The organism is Sedimenticola hydrogenitrophicus (assembly GCF_029017505.1).
Taxonomy (GTDB): domain Bacteria; phylum Pseudomonadota; class Gammaproteobacteria; order Chromatiales; family Chromatiaceae; genus Sedimenticola; species Sedimenticola hydrogenitrophicus_A.
Genome location: NZ_JAQGEI010000009.1, coordinates 33,590 through 58,508, shown reverse-complemented (window position 1 = coordinate 58,508; position 24,919 = coordinate 33,590). Strand labels below are relative to the sequence as shown.

Annotated in this window: 22 protein-coding genes; 12 read left to right on the top strand and 10 right to left on the bottom strand. The window is 63.5% G+C overall.

All coding sequences use genetic code 11. The annotated features are described in order from the left end of the window. Nucleotides 1-74: 74 nt before the first annotated feature. The 8 genes from O9K64_RS07285 to O9K64_RS07250 form a co-directional block, all read right to left on the bottom strand. Nucleotides 75-593, bottom strand: coding sequence for a chemotaxis protein CheW (locus tag O9K64_RS07285; RefSeq protein ID WP_275097418.1), 519 nt, complete (start codon nucleotides 591-593; stop codon nucleotides 75-77). After that, complete coding sequence (locus tag O9K64_RS07280; RefSeq protein WP_275097417.1) at nucleotides 590-6,469, bottom strand: Hpt domain-containing protein; 5,880 nt, start codon at nucleotides 6,467-6,469, stop codon at nucleotides 590-592. The genes O9K64_RS07285 and O9K64_RS07280 overlap by 4 nt, the downstream gene beginning before the upstream one ends. Nucleotides 6,470-6,498: 29 nt before the next feature. Beyond that, nucleotides 6,499-8,553, bottom strand: a complete 2,055-nt coding sequence (locus O9K64_RS07275) for a methyl-accepting chemotaxis protein (protein WP_275097416.1) — start codon at nucleotides 8,551-8,553, stop codon at nucleotides 6,499-6,501. Nucleotides 8,554-8,650: 97 nt separating this feature from the next. Next, nucleotides 8,651-9,193: a chemotaxis protein CheW gene (locus O9K64_RS07270; protein WP_275097415.1), complete on the bottom strand. Its 543-nt coding sequence runs from the start codon at nucleotides 9,191-9,193 to the stop codon at nucleotides 8,651-8,653. Nucleotides 9,194-9,203: 10 nt separating this feature from the next. After that, nucleotides 9,204-9,626, bottom strand: coding sequence for a response regulator (locus tag O9K64_RS07265; RefSeq protein WP_275097414.1), 423 nt, complete (start codon nucleotides 9,624-9,626; stop codon nucleotides 9,204-9,206). A 49-nt stretch (nucleotides 9,627-9,675) separates the two neighbouring features. Continuing rightward, entirely contained in the window at nucleotides 9,676-10,071 is a 396-nt protein-coding gene (pilG, locus tag O9K64_RS07260; protein ID WP_275097413.1) for a twitching motility response regulator PilG, read from the bottom strand. A 364-nt stretch (nucleotides 10,072-10,435) separates the two neighbouring features. Continuing rightward, nucleotides 10,436-11,164 (bottom strand): rhodanese-like domain-containing protein, encoded by a 729-nt coding sequence (locus tag O9K64_RS07255; RefSeq protein WP_275097412.1) that lies wholly within the window; start codon nucleotides 11,162-11,164, stop codon nucleotides 10,436-10,438. 120 nt (nucleotides 11,165-11,284) lie between these two features. Beyond that, nucleotides 11,285-11,584: a hypothetical protein gene (locus O9K64_RS07250; protein WP_275097411.1), complete on the bottom strand. Its 300-nt coding sequence runs from the start codon at nucleotides 11,582-11,584 to the stop codon at nucleotides 11,285-11,287. 358 nt (nucleotides 11,585-11,942) lie between these two features. On the opposite strand from O9K64_RS07250, the gene gshB reads away from it, so the two are divergent. The 9 genes from gshB (at nucleotide 11,943) to O9K64_RS07205 (ending at nucleotide 19,993) form a co-directional block, all read left to right on the top strand. Beyond that, nucleotides 11,943-12,893 (top strand): glutathione synthase, encoded by a 951-nt coding sequence (gene gshB, locus O9K64_RS07245; protein ID WP_275097410.1) that lies wholly within the window; start codon nucleotides 11,943-11,945, stop codon nucleotides 12,891-12,893. Continuing rightward, the gene (locus O9K64_RS07240) at nucleotides 12,890-13,945 is read left to right on the top strand and encodes an FAD:protein FMN transferase (protein ID WP_275097409.1); all 1,056 of its coding nucleotides are present in this window, start codon (nucleotides 12,890-12,892) and stop codon (nucleotides 13,943-13,945) included. The genes gshB and O9K64_RS07240 overlap by 4 nt, the downstream gene beginning before the upstream one ends. Before the next feature lie 29 nt (nucleotides 13,946-13,974). Then, nucleotides 13,975-14,862 (top strand): energy transducer TonB, encoded by an 888-nt coding sequence (locus tag O9K64_RS07235; protein ID WP_275097408.1) that lies wholly within the window; start codon nucleotides 13,975-13,977, stop codon nucleotides 14,860-14,862. A 50-nt stretch (nucleotides 14,863-14,912) separates the two neighbouring features. Then, nucleotides 14,913-15,476: a YqgE/AlgH family protein gene (locus tag O9K64_RS07230; RefSeq protein ID WP_275097407.1), complete on the top strand. Its 564-nt coding sequence runs from the start codon at nucleotides 14,913-14,915 to the stop codon at nucleotides 15,474-15,476. Between the two features lie 126 nt (nucleotides 15,477-15,602). After that, the gene (gene ruvX, locus O9K64_RS07225; protein WP_275097406.1) at nucleotides 15,603-16,004 is read left to right on the top strand and encodes a Holliday junction resolvase RuvX; all 402 of its coding nucleotides are present in this window, start codon (nucleotides 15,603-15,605) and stop codon (nucleotides 16,002-16,004) included. A gap of 7 nt (nucleotides 16,005-16,011) precedes the next feature. Beyond that, nucleotides 16,012-16,536 carry a bifunctional pyr operon transcriptional regulator/uracil phosphoribosyltransferase PyrR gene (gene pyrR, locus O9K64_RS07220; RefSeq protein ID WP_275097505.1) on the top strand — a complete coding sequence of 175 codons (525 nt, stop codon included), beginning with the start codon at nucleotides 16,012-16,014 and terminating at the stop codon, nucleotides 16,534-16,536. Then, nucleotides 16,533-17,510 (top strand): aspartate carbamoyltransferase catalytic subunit, encoded by a 978-nt coding sequence (locus O9K64_RS07215; RefSeq protein ID WP_275097405.1) that lies wholly within the window; start codon nucleotides 16,533-16,535, stop codon nucleotides 17,508-17,510. The genes pyrR and O9K64_RS07215 overlap by 4 nt, the downstream gene beginning before the upstream one ends. Continuing rightward, nucleotides 17,507-18,832, top strand: coding sequence for a dihydroorotase (locus tag O9K64_RS07210; protein ID WP_275097404.1), 1,326 nt, complete (start codon nucleotides 17,507-17,509; stop codon nucleotides 18,830-18,832). Before O9K64_RS07215 ends, O9K64_RS07210 begins: the two co-directional genes overlap by 4 nt. A gap of 255 nt (nucleotides 18,833-19,087) precedes the next feature. Beyond that, nucleotides 19,088-19,993, top strand: a complete 906-nt coding sequence (locus O9K64_RS07205; protein ID WP_275097403.1) for a dihydroorotate dehydrogenase electron transfer subunit — start codon at nucleotides 19,088-19,090, stop codon at nucleotides 19,991-19,993. A 277-nt stretch (nucleotides 19,994-20,270) separates the two neighbouring features. Here the strand turns inward: O9K64_RS07205 and O9K64_RS07200 are convergent, their stop codons facing one another. Next, entirely contained in the window at nucleotides 20,271-21,395 is a 1,125-nt protein-coding gene (locus tag O9K64_RS07200) for a PilT/PilU family type 4a pilus ATPase (protein WP_275097402.1), read from the bottom strand. Between the two features lie 48 nt (nucleotides 21,396-21,443). After that, a complete protein-coding gene (locus O9K64_RS07195; RefSeq protein ID WP_275097401.1) occupies nucleotides 21,444-22,484 on the bottom strand; it encodes a type IV pilus twitching motility protein PilT in 1,041 nt (346 codons plus the stop codon). Nucleotides 22,485-22,686: 202 nt separating this feature from the next. Here O9K64_RS07195 and O9K64_RS07190 point away from each other — a divergent pair, with 202 nt between their 5' ends. From O9K64_RS07190 to O9K64_RS07180, 3 genes are all read left to right on the top strand, one after another. Beyond that, the gene (locus tag O9K64_RS07190; RefSeq protein ID WP_275097400.1) at nucleotides 22,687-23,385 is read left to right on the top strand and encodes a YggS family pyridoxal phosphate-dependent enzyme; all 699 of its coding nucleotides are present in this window, start codon (nucleotides 22,687-22,689) and stop codon (nucleotides 23,383-23,385) included. 123 nt (nucleotides 23,386-23,508) lie between these two features. Further along, on the top strand, nucleotides 23,509-24,336 hold the full coding sequence (gene proC, locus O9K64_RS07185) for a pyrroline-5-carboxylate reductase (protein ID WP_275097399.1): 828 nt from the start codon (nucleotides 23,509-23,511) through the stop codon (nucleotides 24,334-24,336). Beyond that, nucleotides 24,336-24,914, top strand: coding sequence for a YggT family protein (locus tag O9K64_RS07180; RefSeq protein WP_275097398.1), 579 nt, complete (start codon nucleotides 24,336-24,338; stop codon nucleotides 24,912-24,914). The genes proC and O9K64_RS07180 overlap by 1 nt, the downstream gene beginning before the upstream one ends. The last annotated feature ends 5 nt before the right edge of the window (nucleotides 24,915-24,919 follow it).

Here is a 24,919-nt window from a genome sequence, read left to right as displayed (position 1 = left end):
TAAAAATCAGCCGCGAATGAACGCAAATAAACGCGGGATTCGTTAAGGGGTCGGAGCCCTTAACGAGCGAGGGCTCACTGATGATGCGTAACGTCGCCCCGCCTCAACCTATCCGCCGCGACCCAGAGGTCGAACTCCGACAGGGCCGACTCCAGGGCATCCAGATCCGGTATCAGGGCATCCACCCCGTTGATGATGACCCGGTCGGCAACCATGCCCGGCGGCGGCTCGTCCCCGGCGAAGGGCACGATCGAGCTCTCCGTGACCCGCACCAGGTGGGGCGCCGAACGCAGCAGGATGCCGATATAGGGCAGCCGGTCATTGCCGTTCAGGGTATTGACAATGGCCACCCGGGCGCGGTGGCCGATTTCACCGCCCGCCTGACCCAGCAGTCGCTCGAAGGCGATCAACGGGAGGGCGTGATTGCGCCAGCCAAAGGCACCCAGCAGCCACTCCGGGGCACGCGCGGAGACGGCATCCGGCGCCCGGTAACTGACCACCTCGCAGACGGCGGCGTTCGGCAGCAACAACTCCCCATCCTGCAACGGCAACAGCACGCCCCTGATCTCTGCGGACTCCTGGCTCCGGCTCATCCGGCCTCCTCATTCAGTACCGAATAGATATTGTCCAGCAACTCACTCTCCTGATACGGCTTGCCGAGGTAGCGCCGCACGCCCAGTTCCATGGCCAGCTTACGATGCTTGTCGCCGGTACGCGAGGTGATCATGATGATCGGAATCTGTTTCAGGTCGTCGGAATTACGCATGTGACGGGCCAGCTCATAGCCGTCCATGCGCGGCATCTCGATATCCAGCAGCATGATATCTGGGCGCTGCTCCTGTAACATGGCAACGGCGTCCACCCCATCCTTGGCCGTCAGTACATTCATGCCGTGCCGTTCCAGCAGCCGCCCGGTCACCTTGCGCACCGTGATCGAGTCATCCACCACCATGACCATGCGCCCCACTCCCGGCGCCGGTGCCGCCACGTCGACCCGGGCAACTTCCGGGTGCGGAGCGGCAGTCTGGGCCACATCGGAACGCACCAGCGCGGTCACATCCAGGATCAGCGCCACGCGCCCATCGCCGAGGATGGTCCCGCCCGAGATCCAGCGCACGGTGGAGACCTGGACCCCGACCGATTTCACCACGATCTGGCGATTACCCAGCAGCCCATCGACCTGTATCGCCACATGGTGATCGCCGGCCCGCACCAGCAGCAGCGGGAACCATTTGCGCTGGTCGGAGAGATTGACCTGGCCCACATTGAGCATATTGCCCATGTAGCGTACCTGATAATCCTTGCCGGCATAGCTGTAGGCCGTCTGCCGGCCGTTGTAGCAGGCCTCGAGCTCCTGCCGGGAGACCCGCACCACACCCTCGACGCTGGTATGGGGAATGGCGTAGATCTCCCCGCCCAGCTCCACCAGCAGGGCATCGGTAATGGCCAGCGTCAGCGGCAGACGAATAATAAAACTGGCTCCCTGACCCGCCTGCGAGGTGATGTCCAGCGAGCCGCCCAGCTGCTTGACCTCGCTCACCACCACATCCAGCCCGACACCGCGCCCGGAGATCTGGGTCACCTCCTGGGCGGTAGTGAAGCCGTGTTCCAGCACGAACGGCAGCACATCGGCGTCAGCCACGTCTGCCTGGGGATCGAGCAGGCCGCTCTTGATCGCCTGCTCGCGGATGCTGGCCATATCCACTCCGGCCCCATCATCCGAGATGACCAGCTGCACGTCCGAGCCCTCGCGGGAGAGCTGCAGGCGGATCTGGCCGGTCTCGGCCTTGCCCTGCTCGGCGCGCCGCGCGGGGGACTCGATGCCGTGGGCGATGGCGTTGCGCAGGATATGCTCCAGCGGACCGATCATGCGCTCCAGGATGCCGCGGTCGATCTCGCTGCCGGCCCCCTGAATCACCAGTTCGGCGCGCTTGTCCAGTTGGTTGCAGGTCTGCCGTACCACCCGGTGCAGGCGCGGCACAATCTGCGAGAACGGCACCATGCGGGTGCGCATCAGGCCATCCTGCAGATCGGTGGTGATGCGGGACTGCTGCAGCAGCAGGGTATCCGTCTCCGCCTGCAGCTCCTCCAGGAAGCCGTTGATGTTGGCCAGGTCGTTGACCGTCTCCATCAGACTGCGCGAGACCTGCTGCATGGCGGAGAATCGATCCAGTTCCAGGGGGTCGAACGAGGCGTCGTGGGACGGCTCGTCGCCCCGGTCCTGCTCATAGCGGAACAGGATCTGCGCCTCGGTTTCGATCTCCAGCTGGCGCAGCTGATCACGCAGCCGGCTGACCGTCTGTTCCAGCTCGGACAGGTTGAATCCCAGCTGCCCGTTCTGCTGTTCGATACGGGTACGGTAGATACTCACCTCGCCCGCGTAATTGACCAGCCGGTCCAGCAGGTCCGAGCGGACGCGTACCTGCTCGCGCTGACCGCGACCCGGCAACAATCCCGGCTCCTCGGCGGCCATGCCCGTCGCGGTACCGGCGCGCACCGTGGTATCAGCCAGCGCCGCGGCATCATCCAGCGCCGCCGCATCAGGCTCGAACTCGGTTTCAGTTTCGGTATCAGGTTCGGGTTCGGCCTGATCGGCAATCTCCGCCACGGCCTCTCCGGGCTGTTCCGCCGACAGATCGGCCGCTACCGTTTCGGCCGGCTCCAGGGTCGGCCCGGCCAACGGCGCCGCGGAAACGGCTTCGGTGCTCCGAGACTCCGGGGCGACGCCACTCGGGGGGGACGCCGCTGCCGCCTCGCCAATGCTCTCAGTCACGGCCGGCTCGTCGGCGAGCAGCGCGGTGGCCGCCGGTGGTGGCCCACCCGCAATCAGCCACGCCTCCATCTTGTCGACCAGATCATCCGCGACACGCAGCCTGGGGGCGCTGGAGAGATCGTCGATCTGCTCCGCCAGACGGTCCATCACTTCATGGGTCAGGGTGACCAAGGCATCACCGGGGGCCACTCTGGCCTGATCCACGGCCGTCAGCAGTGATTCAAAAGCGTGACTCAGATCGCCAATCGGCATGGCCCCCGCCAGTCGCGCGCCCCCCTTGAGGGTGTGCAGGATACGCTGCAGCTCTTCTGAAACCTGTTTGTCGGAGAGCTCGAAAGCCGCCGCCTGGAGGGTGTTCTCGAGGGCTTCCTGCAGCTCCCTGGCCTCTTCCAGGAAGATATCCACCAGTTCGGGGTCACCCTCCAGATCCACCATCGAGGGAGCGCTGCTCGCCACTGCAGTCCCGCCGCCTACAACGGGCGGCTCCGTGGCGATCTCCGGTTCCGCCTGCAGTGGCTCATCCGCAGGCTCCGCGGAGATCGTCTCAACCGACAACTCGGCTAGCGACCGATCCGTCATACCCGCCGGTCCGACGGACTCGGCTTCGGTTTCGATCTCCGGTTCCACGGCCGCCGGCGCTTCGGTCACCGCCGCCGGGGGCTCGGCGACCGGCTCTTCGGCAACTTGGGCAACTTCGACCACCGTTTCGGCGATCGGGCTGTCCAGGAGCTCCTCGCGGGCGGTTGGTTCCCCGGCGGCCGGGGCAGCCGGCTCGGGCAGTTCGTTCGGCACCACCGCGCCGGTGGACGGGGTGGCTTGTTCGGCCGCGCGCCCATAGGCGTGTATATCCCCCACCAGTGCCTGCCAGTCCGGCAGTTGCGCGCCGGGGACATTGATCACCCCGAGGACAGTGTTGAACAGATCGACACTGCGGCCGATCAGCTCCAGCGCCGCCCCATCGGCATGGCGACCCAGGCTGTTGAGGTCCGCCACCAGGGATTCCAGCGCGGTACTGACCTGGGCGATGGAATCGACCCCGGCCATCTCCGCGCTGCCGTGCAGGGTATGCAGCGCCCGCACCAGTTCCTTGCCGATGCGGCAGGCGAGGGGATTACCGCTGCAGGCTTCACGAAACTGACTCAGGGTCTCGATGTGGGTCCTGGACTCGGCTTCGAAGATCTCCAGCAGCGTCTCGTCCATGTTGATCGGGGCCGGGACGGTCTCGGCGGCGGCTGCCGGGGTTGTCTCATCGACCGCCGCCAGCTCGGAAACCGGCTCCGGGAGCGACTCCAGGACCGGTTCCGCTTCTGGTTCATCGGCCGCTGCATCCGCCGCGGCGAACCCCATCGACTCGTCTTCGGCAATCTGTTCCTCCAGCGCATCCAGTCGCTGTTCCGCCGACAGCGGCGCTTCCGACGCCACGAAAGCCTCGGAGGAGCGCGGGACCGGCGGCGCGGCGCGCCCCGGCTGCGCCAGGGCCTCGGCCCGATCCATCAGCGACTGGGGGTCGACGGTGGCAGCGACACCACGCTTCTGGCACTCGATCAGTTCGGGCAGTATCCCGACCGCCTCATTCAGCAGCTCAATAACACCCGGTGATACCTCGATGGTCTCGTCGATCACCCGGTTGAGCAGGTTCTCAATCGCCCAGGCAAACTCGCCGATGGTCTTGGCCCCCACCAGCCGCCCGCTCCCCTTGAGGGTGTGGAAAGAGCGCCGGAAGGTGGTCAATGCATCCCGGTCGTCGCGGTTCTTGCACCAGCGCGGCAGGTACTCCTGGATGGCCGCCAGCTCCTCTTCCGCCTCCTCGATGAAGATTTCAAGTATCTCGGCGTCGATATCCTCCAGGGCGGGCTTGTCCGCCGATGGGGTGGGCGCCGGCGCGGCTTCCGCCGGCTCGCCGGCGGCGCGGCTTTCTACCGCCTCCTCCAGTGCCGCGCTGTCGGTGACGGGTGCCGTCAAGGGGGCCTGTTCTGGCGTCTCTTCGAGCGCTGGCGGCTCATCGCCGTGCGCGGATTCGGGCACCTTGAGACGCGCCAGGGCATCCCGGGTGACATCGAGAATCTCCGGATGGATACCGCGCCCCTCGCTGACCGCCTCCATGAAGTATTCAATTCCGGTGACGGCATCGGCAAAGGCGTCCAGATCGGCGGCGCTGGGCACTTCGGTCTCACCGAGCAGGGTCTGTTCCACATAACGGTTCAGGCGCCGCATCGAGACCGCCGCATCACTCAGCGACAGCACGCTGAAGGCACCGGCGATGCCGTTGAAGCGGCGCGGCACGTCCGCCAGCAGCGCCCGGTTGTCGGGTGTTTCGATAAAGTTGATGATGGCCTCTTTATTGCGGGCCATGTCGATTCCCGCCTCATGCATCACCGAGTCGACCAGCCGCTCGAACTCGCCTTCAGGCAGCATGGAGCTTACCTGATCGCTCTGCGGCCGGGCATAGCGGCGAACCACCGAGAGGTTGTCCAGCGAGGTTTCGATAAACAGGATGTCGCTGGCCATGGCCATCAGGTCCTGCTCGTCGGGCTGGGTGCCGGCGGCGACGATCTCGGCCAGCTTGTCGGCCTGGCGCATCAGCCGTGACCGCAGCTCGCCCTGGCCGACCATGCCGAGGGTATCGGCCAGTTTCTTCAGCGGCTCCTGTTGCGCCTGCAGCCGACCGAGATCCTCCCGCTTGCCGCGGATGAACAGGTCGAGCTGGTCCTTGATGGCGGTCAGGTCGGCACTGATGGCGCAGCGCAGCGATTCGAGCAGTTCCCGGCCGGGCGCGTGCAGGTCGGCCTGTTCGCCGGCCAGATCCGCCTGGCCGAGCGGACCCTGGGTCAGATCAAACTCCTGCCTGACCTGCGCCACCACCGGATCGGAGGAATCCGCGCAGGCGGTGTAGTAAAGCAGATTTTTCACCAGGTCATTGGAGGGCGCGGCCGCGACGGGCTGTTCACCCGCATCGATGATCCGTTTGATCTCCCGGTCGATCTTGCCCACCAGCAACTTGGTGGCAATGCCGGAGCCGAGGCCGCCGTCACGCAGGGCGTTGACCACCGCCTGACCGACCCGGAACAGGCGCTGCACCTGATCCGTCCAGGCCGCCTGCTCCAGCTCCCGGAATATTCCGCCGATGCGCTCCAGACCACCCGCGCTGTCGCTACCCCGGTACCAGTCCAGCAGCGCCTTGTGATACCGGTAGCGCAGTTTTCTGGTAAGCGCCGGCAACTCGGGATTGGCCTCCTGGGACCCGTCGGCAGGCAACAGCTTGCGCTCCAGATCCGGCGCGAACAGCGCCACCTCGGACAACAGGGAGACATCCCGTGCCGCCCGCAGCTCATTCATCAGCGGCAGCAGCAGGATCGGGTTGTCCGCCGTGCCCGATTCGATCTTTTCCAGATACTCGGGCAGTTGTACCAGACCGACCATGAGGGCCTCGGCCGACTCCTTGCGGCGCTGCTCGCCGAGCGAACCGAGCACCTTGGCCACCAGCTCCATCTCTTCCGCCAGCATCGCCGCACCGTACAGCTGCATCAGCTGCAGGGTGCCGCGTACCTGGTGCAGCTGGGTGATGCAGCGGTCCAGTTCGGTTTCCGGACCGGTCCCCTCCACGTAGGACTCCAGCGCATGCCGGGCCGCGTCCAGGGATGAGTCAAGCTCACCCCTGATCCATTTCAGCACACTATGATCTTGGACATCACTCATACCAGGCCTTCATCCAGGGCAGTGCGCCGTTAGTTGTATTCCGGCAGGCGGAAACCAGCAACCGACCGCTGCAGCTCATCCGCCATATCCGCCAGGGCGCCGATCGCCGCGGCCGTCTGATTGGTACCATCCGATGTCTGGGTGGTAATCTCCTGAATGACGCTCATGGTGTCGTTCACCCGGGAGGCCTCATCGGACTGAGTCTGTGCCGTGTCGGCAACCCGCTGAATACGCTCGGAGATGTGATTGGAAACGCTTTCGATCTCCTTCAGCGCCTCACCGGCATCCTCCGCCAACTGGGCACCGGTCACCACTTCCGTGGTGGTCGCCTCCATGGAGGAGACCGCCTCGTTGGTATCCGCCTGAATGGTCTTCACCAGCGCCTCGATCTGCTTGGTGGCGTTACCGGAACGTTCCGCGAGTCGCTGCACCTCGTCGGCCACCACCGCGAAGCCACGCCCGGCCTCACCCGCCATGGCCGCCTGCATGGCCGCATTCAGTGCCAGGATGTTGGTCTGGTCGGCAATGTCGTCGATCAGCTCCACGATATCGCCGATCTCCTGGGAGCTTTCACCGAGCCGCTTGATGCGCTTGGAGGTCTCCTGGATCTGCTCGCGGATGGTGTCCATGCCCTTGATGGTCCGGCGTACCGTCTCATTGCCCTTGGCGGCGATCTCAACCGAGTGCTGCGCCACCGTGGCGGATTCGGTTGCCTCCTGGGACATCTGATCAACCGCCGAGGCCATCTTGTTGATGGCCGCGGTTGCCGATGTGATCTGATCGGCCTGATGTTCACTCGCTTCCGCCAGGTGCATGGCGGTAGCACGGCTCTCCTGGGCGGAGCTGGATACCTGCTCGGAGATCTCGTTAATGGTGGTCACCAGGCTGCGCAGCGCCTCGATGGCGTAGTTGATGGAGTCGGCGATGGCGCCGGTCACGTCCTCGGTCACCGTGGCGGTTACCGTCAGGTCACCGTCGGCCAGGTCGCCCATCTCGTCGAGCAGGCGCAGAATGGCCTGCTGGTTTCGCTCGTTCAACTGGCTGCTCTCCAGCTCACGACGGCGGGCGGTCTGAATCTGCAGATAACCCAGCGAGAGCATAAGAAGAATGGAGAGACCACCCAGCAGCACGATCAGCACCGGTCCCGCCTTGACGCCCAGGATGCTGATCAGCCCCGGGTTGTCGCCGTAGGCCTCCACCAGCTGCTGCGCCGCGTCGTTCACCCGGTCCGATACGGCGGTCACCTGACTGGCCGCTTCGAGTGCCGGGAGTACCGCCGGAACCGTCTCGATGATCTCGTCGGCGTGATCATTGATGGAGCTGAACAGCATCGCCGCCTCACGCAGTTTCTGCACCACCTCCGGATTGGTGATCTTGGCGATGCCGAGCGATTCGCTGCCCTCCAGCATGCCGTCGAGCACCCGGCCGAGATGGTCGGAGTCACGGCTGAACTGGTCGATGGCCGCCGCCGTGGCCTGTCCGCCCGCCAACACCTTGTTGACGTTTTTATCGATTCGCTCGGACAGCATCAGCTGGCGCGAGGCGATGGCGATCTGCGCCGGGTCCGCCCTGGTTGCCACCAGGTCGCCGACCACCTGTTCCGAGAGCTCCTGCAACTGCGGCATGAACTCGGTAATCACCCCGATAAACTCCTGCACCGAGAGAATGGCATCCCGGTTTGTCAGGATGTCATCGGCATTCTGGCGCAACTCCAGCCAGGCGTTTTCCACCTCGCGCAATTGCGCGGCCACCGGTTCGGGCGACGGCGGCAGGTCGACCGCCGGGTCGCCCTGTTTCAACTCCGACATGAGGCGTTCGAACTTGTCCCGGGACTCGCGCAACTGACCGAATGCCGCCGGGTTACCGGCCGCCGCCGAGAGCGCGCTTTTGGCGATCTCCTGGGAAACCACCCGCTGCTCCTCGGAACGGATAATGTAGATTTCGTCATTCGCCGCCCACTTCGACACATTGGCGAATGCCAGCAAGGTCGCCAGCAGCGTGACCAGCAATCCGATCGACAGCACAATGGCAAGCTTGTTTGAGGCGGTGCCACCACCCGTACGTCTGGTAACCCTGGTATTCATTTAGTCTCTCTCCCGCAAGAGGCTTGTTCTTGTAAGGTTTCCGTTGCCACGAAAGACAAAAGTTCGCACACAGAAATCGCCTGGAAAAAAATCAGAATCATAGTGAAGCCACCCTGAATTCGGTATTCTCCGCCAGCAGATTCATACTGAATACCGGCCTGACGGTGCCCTCATATTCGTACGCTCCCTGCACGAACTGGCGGATATACTCTGGCAGAATGGGAACCCGGGTACGCTGCTCCGCAAGGAAGTGACGCATGCCCTGAACTTCACCGACCAGCAGTCCCGAATAGAGCCCCTGGTGATTGATCACCAGCACCCGGCTGCGTCGCCCGACCACTACCGGCGCCCCACCCAGGAATTGTTGAAGATCGATAATCGGCAGCAGGTTACCGCGGATATTCGCCATGCCGAGCAGCCAGGCCTGGGTCCCCGGCACCTGGGTCAGCCCATCCGGATAGTTGAGGATCTCCCTGACCTCCTGGAGGGGTGCGATCACACCCAGCCCGGTGATGTTGAACAGCACCCCTTCCCAATACTCCTGGACCTTCTGCTTCGGCAGGCCCACCGCATGCTGGTGACTCCGGCGTTCGATTTTCTGCAGCAGCTGCAGCAGGTCGGCTGATGTGGTTTCGCTCATGATATCCCAATCAGCCGGCAAGTACGGCCCTGATCTTGCCGAGCAGCTCTTCCGCCGCCACCGGTTTGACCACATACTCCTTGGCGCCCTGGCGCAATCCCCAGGCACGATCCGTCTCCTGATCCTTGGTGGTGACCACAATGACCGGTATGTCCTGGGTCTCCGGTAACTTGCTCAGCTGGCGTGTCGCCTGAAAACCGTTCAGCCCCGGCATCACCACGTCCATCAGCACCAGATCGGGTTTCGACTCTTTCGCCATGGCGACACCGGTCTCACCGTCGGCAGCGGTGATCACCCGGTAACCCCCACTCTCGACAATTCCCTTAAGAATGTGCGTCTCGGTCGGGGAGTCATCAACGATCAGGATGGTCACATCGACGGCGCTGGCTTCATCGGATTGTCCTGCGCTGTTTTTCTTAAAAAAACTTCTCATAATCACAATCTCTGCGGCTTGGGTAAGGTACGGGTTTAGCGACGGCCGCTCAGGCGGCCTTGACACTGTGCTTGCGTATGGCGCCCAGCAGCTCATCCTTGGTAAACGGCTTGGTGAGATACTCTTCGGAACCGACAATACGTCCCCGGGCGCGATCGAACAGGCCATCCTTGGAGGAGAGCATGATGACCGGGGTCTTCTTGAACTCACTGTTATGCTTGATCAGGGCGCAGGTCTGATAACCGTCCAGACGCGGCATCATGATATCCACGAAGATGATGTCCGGGTGGGTGTCGGCGATGACCGACAGCGCCTCGAAGCCGTCGTTGGCGGTAAACACCTCGCAGCCGGCCTTTTTTAGCAGGCTCTCGGCCGTGCGGCGGATGGTCTTGCTATCATCGATGACCATCACCTTTCGACCGGAGATATCGACGTCTTCATTCATTACTTGTGCTCCGTCAATGTGATAATTGCGAGTTCAGTGAGCATGTCAGCGTTCATGGCAAGGCGCGCCTCGCCGGCAATGGTAGGCTCCCTTGGCAAGAGGCGCAACGCCGCCATGGGCGCTGACAAGCTCACCCTTCGGGCGTCCCTGTGGCGTCCCGCAGCCGCGTTGCAGTGCTTGACAAGGGAACCGCCATTGCCTGCGCACTGCGCCTTGCCGCGAAACGCCACAGGGACGCTGAATCCGTAATTATCACATTGACGGAGCACTAGCTTCCTCTGATTCGCACAGCCCCTGGCGCGGGGATACAGTGACGTCCCTGCCGTTCCACTTTCAACCCCGGCACTTCTGACCAGCGGCCTATTCAGTTCACCGTGGTCAGGCCAAACATCTGCCATACCTGCATCCCGCCCCGGTAATAATGTATCTTCTCCGCCGGATAGCCGACGGCCAGCAGCCCCCGTATCGCTCTTGGTGACTGCCCGCAGGCCGGTCCATTACACCAGAGCACCAGCTCCTTGCACTCGGTGAAGTCCCACTTATCGGTCACCGGCCCGGCATCCATCACGCCCCACTGCTCCAGTGTTCGGGTCAGCCCAGCCGCCGACTCTCTTGGTTTGGCCCCGAACGAGAGCAGCGCCTCTTCCATCTCCAGGTCATCCGGCCCCAGGCTCAGTACCGTGAACGGAATATTGACCGATCCCGGAATGGTGCCCTTGGCGTGCCACTCGGGTGTCCTGGCATCGATCAGCACCCCCAGGCCGTCCCGCAACTGGTTCTCCATGAAGTGGAACAGTTCAATCTCGCCTATGGTCCTGACCGCGGGGTCCACCTCCATCGGCCCGATACAGAAGGGCGGACACTGCCGGCTGGTCTTGGCAAAATAGCCCCGCAGCTCAAAGTCGTGGTCCTGCACCCGTTGTACCTTTACCGAGCGGCCCTGGTGCATCACATGAAGATAGGGCTTGCCCTGATAGAGCGGGATCACGCCGCCCTCGGCACCGACCTTTACTTCATCTTCCGCGCCAACCGCCTGTCCCGCGATAATCGACAGAACAGCAAAAACAGCCGCAAAGGCTATTGACTTCCTCATTATTACCCCCCTAAAGAGACCCGCTATCTGACGTAGCTTATTGTTGAAACTTCACTGTTACTTCCGGGTATATCGTCCGGTCGTCGCCTAACCTGAATATTTTCTGCTGTTTTATTACGGTCAGCGATGCAGGAACCGATCCATGATCTTTTTTCTCAGTTCCGAAATGGAGGCGCCCGACTGGTACTCCTGATAGATCTCTTCCTGGCTGCCGGGTGTCAATTTACCGTAAAACACCGCACTCCCGGCATATTTTTCTTTCAATTCACTCTCGAAGGATTCACGGGAAAGCCGGCTGTCCGCCGCTTCGCCGCCCGCGCCCCGTGGCTTGTCGACACCCCCATCGACCTTGTCGACCTCCTGGTGCAGCGCGCTCAAATAATCATCTTCCCCGGCCGCCATCACTGAGAACGGGGTCACAAAACCAAAAATCGCCAGACAGCATCCGCCCAGACAAAATCTCCCCAGCGCCCGAATACCGCCACCTGCTCCACTCCGATATCGCCACATCCTCATAACTCACACACCTCCCAAACCGCACATATCCAGAGATTCATCATCCCTCATCCGGTGACCTCGGGCCGCTCCGGACGCTCGTCCAATGAGGGTAGTTGTAATAATAGGGTCCCTGTATGAATCTGATTTTTCTAGCTGCGACACTTTATTAGGATCATAACCTGAGAGAAAATAACAACAGATAACCGCCACTGCAACTTTATAGTGGGAAAGTTGCAACAAGGTCACCGACAAGCCGGGCCTCCTCAGGTATGATTGAAAAATGACTATTACTCTCGGTGTCGTGATGGATCCCATCGATTCCATCAAGATAAAAAAGGACAGCACTTTCGCCATGCTGCTGGAGGCCCAGCGGCGCGGCTGGGACCTGCGCTATATGGAGCAGCAGGACCTCTATCTGGATAACGACCGGGCCCACGCCCGGGTGCGCAATCTGCTGGTTGAAGAGAATCCCCAGGAGTGGTTCCGTTTCGTCGGCAAGGAGACCATCCCGCTGGATGAACTGGACGTCATTCTGATGCGCAAGGATCCGCCGTTCGACATGGACTACATCTACACCACCTATCTGCTGGAAAAGGCCGAGGAGCGCGGCGTACTGGTCGTCAACCGCCCCGCCAGCCTGCGCGACTGCAACGAAAAGCTGTTCACCGCCTGGTTCCCGCAGTGCTGCACCCCCACCCTGGTGACCAGTGACCGGGAACGGATCCTCAGCTTTATGGACCGGCACAAGGATATCATCCTCAAGCCGCTGGACGGCATGGGCGGCAGTTCGATCTTCCGGGTACGCCAGGCCGACCCCAACGCCAACGTGATCATCGAAACCCTGACCAGCCACGGCCGGCGACTGACCATGGCGCAGCGCTTCGTACCCGAGATCAGCCAGGGCGACAAACGCATCCTGATGGTGGACGGCGAGCCGGTCCCCTATGCCCTGGCCCGCATCCCCAAACCGGGAGAGACCCGCGGCAACCTGGCGGCCGGCGGCACCGGCCAGGGACTACCGCTGTCCGATCAGGATCGCTGGATCGCCCTGCAGGTCGGCCCCAGCCTGCGCCAGCGCGGCATACTGTTTGCCGGCCTGGATGTGATCGGTGATTTCCTCACCGAGATCAATATCACCAGCCCGACCTGCATCCGGGAACTGGACAGCCAGTTCGGACTCAATATCAGCGCCCAACTGATGGATTGTATAGAAGAGAAACTCGCTCCATGAAGCACCTTGCAAGCGTCGTCTGGCTGCTGGCACTGCTGTTGCTGGCCGGCTGCGACACCCAGCCCCCGGTCTACAAGGGACAATTCCTCGCCTTCGGCACCCTGGTGGATATCTCCATCGCCGGGCTCCCCACCCGAGAGGCCCGGGCGGCGACCGACGTCATCGAGGATGACTTCAAACGCATGCACCGCGCCTGGCACGCCTGGGACCCGGGCCCGCTGGGTCGGATCAACCGGCTGATCCAGACCGGCGAGACCTTTGCCGCCCCGCCATCCGTGCTGCCGCTGATCGTGCGCGGCGCCGAACTGTCGGAAAAAAGCGACGGACTGTTCAATCCGGCCATCGGCCAGCTGATCGATGCCTGGGGCTTCCACAATAACGACCCGAGCGGGCACCGGCCGCCCCCGCAGGAGACCATCGACCGCCTGCTGGCCGCCGCGCCGAAGATGAGCGACCTGCACCTGGACGGCATCCGCATGCGCAGCTCCAATCCCGCGGTCCAGCTCGATTTTGGCGCCTTCGGCAAGGGTTACGGGATCGATCTGGCGGTGGAGCACCTGAAAGAGCTGGGCGTACAAAACACCATTCTCAACGCCGGCGGCGACCTGCGGGCGATCGGCAGCAAGAATGGCGAGCCCTGGCGCATTGCCATACGCCACCCCAGCGGCGAGGGGGTGCTTGGGATCATCCGCACCAGCGGCAGCGAGAGCATCTTCACCTCGGGTGACTACGAACGCAATTTCACCTGGGAAGGCAAGCGTTACCACCACATCATCGACCCCAGGACCGGCTACCCCGCCGTCGGCACCCGCTCGGTGACGGTGATCGACGATAACGCCACCACTGCGGATGCGGCGGCGACCGCGCTGTTTATCGCCGGCCCGTCGCGCTGGTATGAAATCGCCCGGCGTATGGGGGTAGACTATGTCCTGCTGGTGGACACCGACGGCAACCTGCACATGAATCCGGCCATGCAGGAGCGCGTTGAACTGACTGACGCCGGCTACAGCATCCAGCTGAGCCCGCCGCTCAAACCTGAACCCGGGCGTTGATCCATCGAAGAGAGATGAAGCGGACTGGCATGACGACCTCGATAGACCGGCTGGGACTGACGCTGTTTGTGGCGGTCACCCTGCATGCCACCGCCATTCTGGGCGTCAGCTTTACCCTGGAAACACCGGAAAAGCCACCCACCCCGGATCGCACCCTGGAGATCATGGTGGTGCAGAATCCGCAAAAGCACGATCCGAAACAGCCCATCGAAAAGGCCGATTTCCTCGCCCAGTCCAGCCAGGAAGGGGGCGGCGACCAAGCCGAGAAGGTTCGCCCCACAACCGAGATCACGCCGCCGACACCACCCCTGCGGGAGGCTTCGGTGCAGGCGACGGCGCCCACCCCACCGCCGGCACCGAAGCCGAAGGCGGAAAAACCGAAAAAGGTGCTCACCAAACAGCAGCCGGACAGGCAGAAGATCGAGACCGCGCCGGAGAAACAGCCCACTCCGCCGGTGGAGCAAAAGGTGACCGCGGCGCAGCTGCTGGCGAGCACCACCCAGGAGATCAAACGACTCACCGCCGAACTGGACAGGAAAACCCACGCCTATGCCAAGCGCCCCCGGCGCAAGACCCTGTCGGCAAGCACCCAGGAGTACAAGTACGCCAACTATCTGGATGCCTGGCGGCGCAAGGTGGAGCGGGTCGGCAACCTCAACTACCCGGACGAGGCGAAGCGGCGCAGGCTGTACGGCAACCTGGTGCTGCACGTGGAGGTCCGTGCCGACGGCAGTGTCAAGACCATCAATGTGCGCCAATCCTCCGGCCACAAGCTGCTGGATGACGCCGCCATCCGCATCGTCAAGCTCTCCTCCCCGTTCGCCCCGTTTCCGGCCGAGATCCGCAAGGAGACCGATATCCTCGATATCATCCGCACCTGGCAGTTCCGCAATAACGACCAACTTTTTTCAAAATAGCTTTCGCCGATGGTTGCGGAGCGAATCCCCGCATCCGATACTATATAGCTATGAACAGCCCCGTATCCCTGACCAATCAGTTCCTGATCGCCATGCCACGGCTGGATGACGCCAATTTTCACCACACCGTGACCTATCTCTGCCAGCATGGCGAGGAGGGCGCGATGGGCATCGTCATCAACCGCCCCTCCGGGTTGCGCCTCAACGACATACTCGATCAGCTGGACATCAACGACAGCACCCTGCCCAGCGCCGAACAACCCATCTTTATCGGTGGACCGGTGCAGACCGACCGCGGTTTCGTGCTGCACACCAGCGGCGGTACATGGGAATCGACCCTGCGCATCACCTCCAGCATCAGCATCACCACCTCGCGCGACATTCTCGACGCCATCGCCCGGGGCAAGGGACCGGCGAAGAGCCTGATCGCCCTGGGTTATGCCGGTTGGGGGGTAGGCCAGCTGGAGCAGGAGATGAGCGCCAACGCCTGGCTGAACGGGCCGGCCCCGGAGAGCGTGCTGTTCGACCTGCCGGCGGAGGCGCGCTGGGAGGCCGCCGCCCAGGCCATCGGCATCGACCTGAATCTGCTGTCGGGTGATGCCGGACATGCCTGACCCGACCCCCGTCTCACCGCAACGGACCGCCCGCCCCGACTCCACGCCACCCGCAGCGGGACGGCGCGCGGCACCGGCCGGGTACCGGGGCGCCTGCCGCACGCGACGCTGATCTGGCACCGAAAAATGGGTACACTACTGGGCTTTGACTACGGCACCGCCAAGATCGGCATCGCCGTCGGCCAGACGGAGACCGGCACCGCCAACCCGCTGACCACCCTGCGGGCGGTGCGCCAAAAGCCGGACTGGGAGCGCATCGGCCGGTTGATCGACGAGTGGTTGCCGCAAGCACTGGTGGTGGGCCTGCCCTACGACATGGACGACAGCGAAGCCGAGATCGCCCCGCTGGCCCGCCGCTTTGCCCGGCAGCTGGAGGGCCGCTACCGGCTCCCCGTCTACCTGGCCGACGAGCGGCTGACCTCACAGGTGGCCCGGCTGGAGCTGGGGCGCGCCGTGAAAAAATACGATGAACTTGATGCGATTGCCGCAAAACTGATCCTGGAAACCTGGTTAAGTGAACAACGATAAAATCTATATGCAGGCCGAAGCGATTGATGGGCTGATCGGCGAAATGGTACAAGCCATCAAAACCCGCCTGGAGGTGCAGCAGGCCCGGGACCCGGTGATGATCGGCATCCACACCGGCGGAGTCTGGCTGGCGGAGCGCCTGCACAAACTGCTGGGGATCAAACAGCCGCTGGGCACCCTGGACATCTCCTTCTACCGGGACGATTTCACCCGCATCGGCATGAACCCCAAGGTCAAACCGTCACAGATCCCGTTCGAGGTCGAGGACCGTCACATCATCCTGGTGGACGACGTGCTGCAGACCGGCCGCACCATCCGCGCGGCGATGAACGAAATCTTCGACTATGGACGTCCGGCCTCGATCCTGCTTGCCACCCTGGTGGAGCGCAGCGGCCGCGAGCTGCCGATTCAACCCAGCGTGGTGGGCGTGCGGCCACCCCTGACCCATGAACAACAGATAACCTTGACCGGGCCGGACCCGCTCAACCTGATCATCGGCACCTCCAAACAGGAGACCAGGGGAACATCGTGAGCAAGCCCAATATCCAACTCGACAGCCACGGCCGACTCAAGCACTTCCTCACCATCGACGGCCTCAAGCGGGAGATGCTGACCGAGATCCTCGACACCGCCGAATCCTTTACCGGGGTATCGGAACGGGTGGTGAAGAAGGTGCCGCTGCTGCGCGGCAAGACCATCTGCAACCTGTTCTTCGAGAACAGTACCCGCACCCGCACCACCTTCGAGGTGGCGGCGAAAAGACTCTCGGCGGACGTGCTCAACCTCAATGTCGGCACCTCCTCCACCACCAAGGGCGAGACCCTGCTGGACACCCTGCGCAATCTCGAGGCGATGCACGTGGACATGTTCGTGATCCGCCACTCGGACAGCGGTGCCGCGCACTTCTTCGCCAGCTACGCCGCCCCCCATATCAGCGTCATCAACGCCGGTGATGGCCAGCATGCCCACCCCACCCAGGCGATGCTGGACATGTTCACTATCCGCCGCCACAAGGGCGACTTTGCCGGCCTGCGGGTCGCCATCGTCGGCGACATCCTGCACTCACGGGTGGCCCGTTCGCAGATCCTCGCCCTCAACACCCTGGGCACCTCCGAGGTGCGGGTGATTGCGCCGCGCACCCTGCTGCCGGCCGACACCCGCAGCCTGGGGGTGCATGTCTTCCATGATCTCGAGGAGGGCATCCGCGACGTGGACGTGGTGATCATGCTGCGCCTGCAGAAGGAGCGCATGACCGGCGCCCTGCTGCCCAGCGAACATGAATACTTCCAGCTCTACGGGCTCACCGAGAAACGGCTCAGGGCGGCCAAACCGGATGCCATCGTGATGCATCCCGGCCCGATCAACCGGGGCGTGGAGATGGACTCCCAGGTGGCCGACGGCCCCCGCTCGGTGATCCTGCAACAGGTAAGTTTCGGCATCGCCGTGCGCATGGCGGTGATGTCCATGACCATGGGAACCCAGGCCCAGGGAGCGGCGGCACGATGAGCGGCATGAACAGCATCCAGATCCTCGGCGGCCGGCTGATCGACCCGGCCAACGGTATTGACGCCATCCGCGACCTCTATATCCAAAACGGCCGGGTCCTCGCCATCGGCGAACGGCCGGACGACTTTACCGCCCAGCACACCATCGATGCCGACGGACTCATCGTCTGCCCCGGCCTGGTGGACCTGAGCGCGCGAATGCGCGAACCGGGCCAGGAACATATCACCACCATCGCCAGCGAAACCGCGGTGGCCGCCCGCTCCGGCATCACCACCCTCTGCTGCCCGCCGGATACCGACCCGATCATCGACACCCCGGCGGTGGTCACCCTGCTGCTGCGCCGTGCCAAGCGCGCCGCCCGCGCCCGCGTGCTGCCGATCGGCGCCATGACCCAGCAACTGGCCGGTGAACACCTGAGCGAGATGGTGGCGCTGAAGCGGGCCGGCTGTGTCGCCATGAGCAACGCCTATGCGCCGCTGGCCAATACCCTGGTGGAGCGGCGCGCCCTGGAGTATGCCGCCACCTTCGGCATCACCGCGATTCTGCGTCCGGAGGACCGCCACCTGCGCAACAACGGTTACGCCCACGAGGGGCCAGTGAGCGCCCGGCTGGGACTGCCCGGCATCCCGGAAGCGGCCGAATCGGTGGCGGTGGCGCGGGATCTGGCCCTGGCCGAGCACACCGGCTGCCGCATCCATTTCCACCTGCTCTCCAGCGGCACCGCCGCGCGCATGATCGAACAGGCCCAGCAGCAGCGCCTCCAGGTCTCCGCCAACGTGGCCGCCCACCAGTTGCACCTGACCGAGATGGATATCGAGGAGTTCAACAGCAACTGCCACCTGAATCCGCCGCTGCGCAGCCTCGCCGACCGCGACGCCCTGCGCCTGGCCGTGGCCAAGGGGGTGATCGGTGCCATCTGTTCGGATCATCAACCGCTGAAAGCGGACGCCAAGGAGGCGCCCTTTCCCTCCACCGCCACCGGCATGGCCGGGCTGCAGACCCTGCTCCCGTTGACCCTCAAGCTGGTGGACGAGGGGGTGCTCGGCCTGTCCGAGGCGATCGCCCGCATCACCTGTGGACCTGCGGATATCCTCGACCTCCCCTACGGCAGGCTCACTCCCGGCAGCAGCGCGGACCTCTGTCTGTTCGATCCCAACAAACACTGGGAACTCAAGCGCGACGAGCTGCCCAGCGCAGGGCGTAACACCCCGTTCATCGGCTGGGAGTTCCAGGGCCAGGTGACCCATACCCTGTTCGAGGGCCGTATCGTCTACCAATCCGCCAGCTCAACCCAGGCAGTAACCAGTGCTCCGTCAATGTGATAATTACGGATTCAGCGTCCCTGTGGCGTTGCGCAGCAAGGCGCAGTGCGCAGGCAATGGCGGGTTCCCTTGTCAAGCGCTGCAACGCGGCTGCGGGACACCACAGGGACGCCCGAAGGGTGAGCTTGTCAGCGCCCATGGACTGCGTTGCGCCTCTTGCCAAGGGAGCCGACCATTGCCGGCGAGGCGCGCCTTGCCATGAACGCTGACAAGCTCACTGAACTCGCATTTATCACATTGCCGGAGCACTAGCCTATGACCCAGCATACAACCCAACATACAACAGCGCGTAGAAGCCATCGCGAAACCATTTTCCTGGAGGAGGCGGAGATCCTCTCCCACCAGGCCTTCGCGGGTGACCAGTACATCCTGCGCCTGCAGGCGCCGCGCTGCGCCGAGCGGGCACTGCCTGGCAGTTTCGCGCATATTCAGTGCGACACATCCAAGCCGCTGCGCCGCCCCATCTCCATCATGCGCGCCTCGGCCGAACAGGGTTGGATCGAACTCCTCTACAAGGCGGTGGGCGACGGTACCCGCCTGCTGGCCCGGCGCCAGCCGGGCGAGCGGATCAGTCTCCTGGGGCCGATCGGCGTGCCCTTCCGGCTCCATGCGGAGCGCTCGCGGCCGCTGCTGATCGGTGGCGGCGTGGGTATGCCGCCGATGGTCTTCATCGCCCAGACGCTGGCGGGCAATGCCGACTTCCGGCCGCTGGTGATCCTCGGCTCCGAGGTGCCCTTTCCCTTCCAGCCCCAGCCCTCCAGCCTGCTCATGCCGGAGATGCCGGACGGGGTGATCGCCAGCATGCCGCTGCTGGATGACTGGCACATCCCCAGCCGGCTGGCCAGCCAGCAGGGCTTCCCCGGCTGCCACGAAGGCTATGTCACCGACCTGGCACGGCACTGGTTGCGGACACTGCCGCCAGAGGCGCTGGCCCAGGTGGAGATCTTCTCCTGCGGACCCCATCCGATGCTGGAGAGCGTGGCGCGGCTGGCCGACGAGTTTGGCCTGCCCTGCCAGGTGTCGCTGGAGGAGTTCATGGCCTGCGGGGTGGGTGGCTGCGCCGGTTGCGTGGTGGAGGTGCAGACCGACCGGGGCCCGGCCATGAAGCGGGTCTGCGTGGATGGGCCGGTGTTTGACGCACGCGCGGTGTTTCCCGCCTGATCAGCCACACCACCGACGGCGCCCACGGGGCGCCCTATGGATCATGTTCAACGTGTAGGATGGGTGGAGGCGCACATCCTCGGTTGTTGGAGACTCTCCACAGTCGGGACGCGCCGTAACCCATCTTCGGATGAAGCCGGGCGACGGGTGACATGCCGTGAGGGTACCGCTGGACCGATTGATGGGTTACGTCGTTCCTCCTCCACCCATCCTACGCCGTCGTTCAGGGGAAGAGACCCTATACAGGCACGCTTTTCGTGCCTACCCTACACGGCTGCTACATATCTCCCTGATCGAGCAGTGAGACCGTATTCATCCTCGCCGCATGGCGTTCCGCCTCGCCGCCGCCCAGCTTGATCATCAGGCGCACCTCGTTGGCCGAATCGGCGTACAGGATGGCGTCCTCGTAGGTGATCTCGCCCTCGGTGTAGAGCTTGTAGAGCGCCTGATCGAAGGTGATCATGCCCTGCTCCGAGGAGCGCTTCATCAGCTCCTTCAGCTTGTGCACCTCGCCCTTGCGGATCAGGTCGGAGGCCAGTGGGGTATTGATCAGGACCTCCACCACCGGACGCCGGCTCTTGCCATCGGGACGCCGGATCAGCTGCTGGGCGATGACCGCGCGCAGATTCAGCGACAGGTCCATTAACACCTGGTCGCGGCGGTCCTCGGGAAAGAAATTGATAATCCGGTCCAGTGCCTGGTTGGCGTTGTTGGCATGCAAGGTGGAGAGCACCAGATGGCCGGTCTCGGCAAACGCGATGGCGTGTTCCATGGTCTCGCGGGTGCGGATCTCGCCGATCAGGATCACGTCCGGGGCCTGGCGCAGGGTGTTTCTCAGCGCCACCTCGTAGGACTCGGTATCGATCCCCACCTCGCGCTGGGTGATGATGCAGCCGTCATGGTTGTGGATGAACTCGATCGGATCCTCGATGGTGACGATATGTCCGGAACTGTTGCGGTTGCGGTAACCCACCAGGGAGGCCAGCGAGGTGGACTTGCCGGTGCCGGTGGCGCCGACAAAGAAGACGATGCCGCGCTTGGCCAGTGCCAGCTCCTTCAATACCGGGGGCAGCAGCAGGTCCTGGATCTCCGGAATCCGTGTCTCGATACGCCGCAGCACCATGCCCACCGCGTCGCGCTGCACGAAGGCGCTGACCCGGAACCGGCCGGCCCCCTTGGAGCTGACCGCGAAGTTGCACTCGTTGGTCTGGGTAAACTCCTCGCGCTGGGCCGGTGACATGATGCTCATCACCAGCTCCCGCGACTGCTCGTCGTTGAACTTGCCCTTGGCCACCGGCATGATGCGACCGTTCACCTTGATACAGGGCGGCATGCCCGCGGTGACAAAGAGGTCGGAGGCCTTTTTCTGGGCCATCAGATTCAAGATTGCATTAAAGTCCACTTTCTACCTCGCTGCCGATATCCATCGGCTCCATGATTCATGCCTGCCTCAACCGCTGAATATCGCCTTGTTGGCCGCCTTGGCGCGGGCATCCAGCCGGCTGATCATCCCTTTCTTCACCAACTCCTGCAGATGCTGGTCCAGGGTCTGCATGCCGTGGGCCTGCCCGGTCTGGATCGCCGAATACATTTGTGCCACCTTGTCCTCGCGGATCAGGTTGCGGATCGCCGGGGTACCGACCATGATCTCCCAGGCGGCGGTACGGCCGCCCCCCACCTTCTTCAGCAGGGTCTGGGCGATCACCGAACGTAGCGACTCGGACAGCATGGAGCGCACCATCGACTTCTCGCCGGCCGGGAACACGTCGATAATACGGTCGATGGTCTTGGCCGCCGAACTGGTATGCAGGGTGCCGAACACCAGGTGGCCGGTCTCGGCCGCCGTCAATGCCAGACGGATGGTCTCCAGGTCGCGCAGCTCGCCCACCAGGATGATATCCGGATCCTCACGCAGCGCCGAACGCAACGCCTCGGAGAAGCCCAGGGTATCGCGGTGCACCTCGCGCTGATTGATCAGGCACTTCTTGCTGGTATGCACAAACTCGATCGGATCCTCGATAGTGAGGATGTGGGCATACTCGTTGTCGTTCTTGTAATCCATCATCGCCGCCAGGGTGGTGGATTTGCCCGAGCCGGTCGGCCCGGTCACCAGCACCAGTCCGCGGGGGACATTGACGATATCCTTAAAGGTCTCCGGACAGCCCAGGTCTTCCAGGCTCAGCACCTTGGAGGGGATGGTACGGAACACCGCCGAGGCGCCGCGATCCTGGTTGAAGGCATTCACACGGAAGCGGGCCAGCCCCGGAATCTCGAAGGAGAAATCGGTTTCCAGAAACTCCTCGTAATCCTTCCGCTGTTTGTCATTCATGATGTCGTACACCAGACCATGAACGATCTTGTGATCCAGTGCCGGCACGTTGATCCGGCGAATATCCCCATCCACCCGGATCATCGGCGGCAAGCCCGCCGAAATATGCAAGTCGGACGCCTCATGCTTGACGCTGAAGGCAAGCAGCTCAGCAATATCCATACAACCCCTCTGCAATATCCATACAACCCCTCTCCCGTCATTTTGTTATCGGTATGGCACGTCGTGATACCAGCTCACCGGCATTCCCGGTACCGCCCCTGATGGATTAGCGACCATTGTTGGGGAATCTGGCGTTTTTTGTTGTAATATCCTAGCGCGCCCCGCTACCACCCTATTATAGACACACAGGCCCAACAAGATCATGTCCGCCATCCAGTCCCGCCTCAACGCCGTCCGCCAACGCATCCGTCAGGCGGAACAGACCTACCGGCGCGAAGCGGGTTCCGTGCAGCTGCTGGCGGTCAGCAAAACCCGGCCGGCGGAGGATATTCGCCAGGCGGTGGCGGCGGGTCAGCGCTGTTTCGGCGAGAGCTATATCCAGGAGGCCCTCGACAAGATCGGACAGCTCCGGGATCTGGGCCTGGAGTGGCACTTCATCGGCAGGATACAGGGAAACAAGACGCGCGCCATAGCGGAAAATTTCGACTGGGTTCACAGTATCGACACTCTCCGCCAGATCCGCCGCCTCAACGACCAGCGGCCGGCCCGGCTGGCGCCGCTGAAGATCTGCCTGCAGATCAAGATCGATGACGAAGAGAGCAAATCGGGGATCTCCCCGGGCGAAGTCCGGGGGCTGATCGAGGCGATGCCGGAATACCCGCGGCTCGCATTGCAGGGCCTGATGACCCTGCCGGCACCCGCCGCACAACTGGACGCGCAACGCCTGCCGTTCCGGCGACTGCGGCAACTCAGGGATGAACTGGCCACCGCCGGGTTGCCGCTGACCACCCTCTCCATGGGCATGACCGACGACCTGGAGGCGGCCATCGCCGAAGGCGCGACCCTGGTGCGCATCGGCACCGCCATCTTCGGTCCGAGAGATTATTCCGGTCAAACCTGAGCCGGCCAAATGTGATCAGGCCAAATCTGATCAGGGATATATCAGCCGATGCGAATGCGCTAGGATAGGAACTCCAGCCAACCGGGCTGCCATCAACCACCACAAACAATTACTATGAGCGACATGAGCAGCAAGACAATCACATTCATCGGTGCCGGCAATATGGCCTCCAGCCTGATCGGCGGCCTGGTGGCGGACGGTTATGCACCGAAAAAGATCGTTGCCAGCGACCCCGACAACGGCAAGCTGGCCGATCTCTCGGCCCGCTTCGGCATCCAGTCGGCGACGGACAACATCGACGCCGTCCAGCGGGCGGACGTGGTGGTGCTGGCGGTCAAACCGCAGGCCCTGGAGCAGGTATGCGGGGACATCAGGGCCGCCGTGCAACAGCGCCATCCCCTGGTCGTCTCGATCGCCGCCGGTATCCGCGAGGCGGACCTGCAGGCGTGGCTGGGTGGCGACATCACCCTGGTACGCAGCATGCCCAACACTCCGGCGATGCTGCAGGCCGGTGCCACCGTGCTGCATGCCGGCGGCAGCGTATCCGCGGCGCAGCGGGATCTGGCGGAATCGATCCTGCGCGCGGTGGGCCTCACCCGCTGGGTCGATGACGAGGCGCTGATGGACGTCGTCACCGCCCTCTCCGGCAGCGGCCCGGCCTACTTTTTCCTGGTCATGGAGGCCATGGAGGCGGCCGCCATCGCCAACGGCCTGACCGCCGATACGGCCCGCCTGCTCACCATCCAGACCGCCCTCGGCGCCGCACGCATGGCCATCGAGAGCAGCGACGGCCCGGCTGCCCTGCGCCAGAAGGTCACCTCGCCCGGCGGCACCACCGAGCGCGCCCTGTCGATCCTGGAACAGGGCGAACTCCGGGCACTGTTCGAAAAGGCCGTCACCGGGGCCTGCGAACGCTCCCGGGAGCTCTCCGAGATGCTGGGTAACCACTGATGGGGAGCAATTATCTGACCGAGCCACTGGCGTTCCTCATCCAGGTCGTCTTCGACCTGCTGATCCTGGTGGTGATGTTGCGCTTCATCCTGCAGTTGGTACGGGCGAACTTCTACAACCCGATCTCCCAGTTCACGGTCAAGGTGACCACACCGCTGCTGCGCCCGCTACGCCGGGTCATACCGGGAGTGGGCGGCATCGACATCGCCTCCATTGTGCTGATGTTCCTGCTCAAGACCCTGGAGCTGGTGCTGATCATGCTGGTCTCGGCACAGGCGCCCCAGCTCCTGGCCGCCATGGCCATCGCCATACCCGAGCTGATCGGCCTGGCCATCAACTTTTTCCTGTTCGCCATCCTGATCCAGGTGATCCTCAGCTGGGTCAATCCGGACAGCTACAGTCCTCTCACCGACCTGCTGCACAGCGTCACCGCGCCCCTGCTGCGACCGGCCCAGCGCCTGATCCCCCCCATCGGCGGCCTGGACCTCTCGCCCATGGCGGTGCTGGTGGGGCTGCAGCTGCTGAAAATGCTGCTGCTCCCGCCGCTGCAGATGCTCACCGCCGGCCTGCTCCTCTGACGGCG